Genomic DNA, 2,592 nt, shown 5'->3' on the forward strand with positions numbered 1-2,592 from the left:
GTAGTTTCTCTATTTGTGGCTAAGTTAAACTACCAGTTTTTGCTACATCTTTCCTTATTTTCTCATGATAAACTTTTTTCACAGAGACTAGCTCACAAACAGTTTCAAAATCATCTGAATAAAACCATTTAATTGCCTCTTTGTTTTAGCTCTGCATTTTTTCCTGCTGCATCTTTGATAGCCCTTTCAATAACACAAGCCAGAGCTTTTCCTCGTCGTACTTCAAAACGGTATATAATCAACTTCAGGTTGTTCTGGAGTGATAACCATGACAATCTTGTTTTTTTCTCCATAATTATCGGGCTCAATACTTACCTTTGCCCTAAATTCTAAACCGTTTAAATCGGCAATGGAGTTGAGCTTTCTGGCAAGCATTGCTTTTTCTGAATTGTCATGTGGATGAATATCGCGTGCTGACTCCAAAATACTTCGAATCATAGAACGACCCATTTCTCCCCAGACATCCTCTGTGCCCTCTGCTTTGCCGCTTTTTATCCCAATTGCTTGATAAATCTTTTGCTTTGCATATGGCCCTTCAGTGACCGTAAATTCCGCGTTTCAATAGATGCTGCCAGTAGCATAGCTTTTAGTGAACCAATTTTCGTAACCACCAGGTTTGATGGCCATTTTGACCTTTACTATCGTGCCTTTTGGTATTAAATTACTTTGTGATTTTGCAGTATTAAAATCAGTTAAATGATCTTGTAGCATAAGTATCTCGTAAGTTTTAAAGTAAAAAAGAAATTAGTTATTCCATTGATCCACAAACTGCCAATAGCCATCTGTCTTATCGACAAGCTTGTTTGGCACACGTTCAACATTACGTAACTCAAAGACTATTTGACGGGCAGTATTTTCTTCGCTCTGACCAAACATCACCATACCAGTACTGTAAAATCCCCTTAAAGACCCAGCACCGCTTAAACCTTGAAATGGATCCTCTTCTAGCATCTTTTTGGATAGTTTTTTTGTATGATGGGTGAGGATTATCCCAGCATCTGGATTGATAATATTTCTCAGTCTTTCAAGCGTCCTTTGTAAGAAAAATAGCATAGCACTGTTGTCGTTTTCATTGCCATATTCACTTGAGTTAAAAATGTTACGCAGAGGATCAATCGCAATAATGTCAGGTTTAAAACTCTCTTTAACGGTGTTTTTGATTTCATCTATTTCTTCACCACTGAAAGATAATTGCACTCTTGGAGTAATGATTAAGTTATTGGCAGCTAAATCCAAAAGTTCTTGATCAAGTTGAAGCTGTTGCAAACGTTCTTTCATGTAGTCATACTCGATTTCGGTTTGCAGGTAGAAAATTTTCATAGGCTTACTTGGAGCCATACCAAGAAATGGAACACTGGCAGCCATATGAACGAGCCATGAGATTAAAAAATCACTCTTGCCGATTTTAGGTGGGCCACCAAATACCAATAGACCTCTTTTCGTCAAAATTCTCGGTGAGATTATGTCCTCCGGTATTGGCGTTTGATCATTCAAGTACTCCTTCATGCTGAAAAAAGGAATTTTTCGACTAATAGCAAAAAAGCTTTGTTCCATATTGTCCTCCAATTTTGAATTAGGCAGCAGTAGCCAAAACTTTGGCTTTAATTTTTGTAAGCAATTTCCCCAGACGCGGTTCTTCAACCATCTCAAGGCATCCACTTCGATCTTTTGCAGGGTATCCCCAAGAATTAATGGTCTGGCAGACAAAAGAACTTACTTCTGTACCATCTTTTTGCTTGATTCCAACCATGCTGATTACTTCATCAACAATTCCTGGTATTTCACTGGCAGTTTTAGCCCCTTCGCATTGAAGTAGCCATGTTGAACGATTAAGATCATCAAGACGCTGACCCAGTGTGCCAACTATGATGATGTCTTTATTCGGAATATGTTGAAACTGATTGAGCCAAGCCATCATCTCTTGAGCAAGTGTACCGTAAGCAGCTCTCTTATCTTCTCTCCCTGATCTATCAGAAAAAGCTTCAGGTTGCATTCTCGCCCAGGAAAGACATAGACGTGATGCAACAGTTATACTGTCGATAAAGATGTAACGGTATTTAGAGACCTCTGAAAGAAGATCTTTGTGCTTGCCAGATACATGCTCATAGTGCCTTTGACTATATGCTTGATCAGACTTCAATGCAGGATTTGGCCTACCAATAAGACAAGCGATATCTCTTGCCTCATTCCAAGTGCGCATCTTGATTGAATCTCCTTTCCAACCTTGTACGGCAAGAAGTTCTGCTTCAAAATCAAGACAAAGTGTTTTTGACTCCTCAAGAGTTTTTAGCAGACTGGTCTTGCCGATTCCATAAGGTCCAAAGATTACTATCTTCACACTTGTGACCATCTTGGCCCTTCTTCGCTGTTCATTATTTTCATGTTTTTCTCCTGGTAATCTCTAAAAGTCTTGTGTGAGATATGTTTTTAGATGGAAAAACTTTTTTTCACCCAGTTTGTCGATTTTCTCGTAGAGAGTTGTTTTTGGTATGCCGATCTTTCTAACGCTAACTATGGATTAGAAAGAGAGTAGAGAGAGAAATAGGGTAAACTCCAGTATTTTAGCAACAATAAGAGGTTACCCAATGCATA

At 38.7% G+C, this 2,592-nt stretch carries 1 protein-coding gene and 2 pseudogenes; all 3 read right to left on the bottom strand.

Going from position 1 to position 2,592, the window contains the following annotated elements; genetic code table 11:
• Positions 1–222: 222 nt before the first annotated feature.
• Positions 223–711: pseudogene (locus GO685_RS04705) on the bottom strand (hypothetical protein).
• Between the two features lie 33 nt (positions 712–744).
• The gene (locus GO685_RS04710) at positions 745–1,554 is read right to left on the bottom strand and encodes an AAA family ATPase (RefSeq protein ID WP_175937789.1); all 810 of its coding nucleotides are present in this window, start codon (positions 1,552–1,554) and stop codon (positions 745–747) included.
• Positions 1,555–1,573: 19 nt separating this feature from the next.
• A pseudogene (locus tag GO685_RS04715) lies at positions 1,574–2,382 on the bottom strand (ATP-binding protein).
• Positions 2,383–2,592 lie beyond the last annotated feature (210 nt).

The organism is Wolbachia endosymbiont of Madathamugadia hiepei (assembly GCF_013366855.1).
Lineage (GTDB): Bacteria > Pseudomonadota > Alphaproteobacteria > Rickettsiales > Anaplasmataceae > Wolbachia.

Bases quoted from the DNA above. Each gene is read 5' to 3' on its own strand.
- GO685_RS04710 (WP_175937789.1), bottom strand. From the start codon at position 1,554: ATGGAACAAAGCTTTTTTGCTATTAGTCGAAAAATTCCTTTTTTCAGC.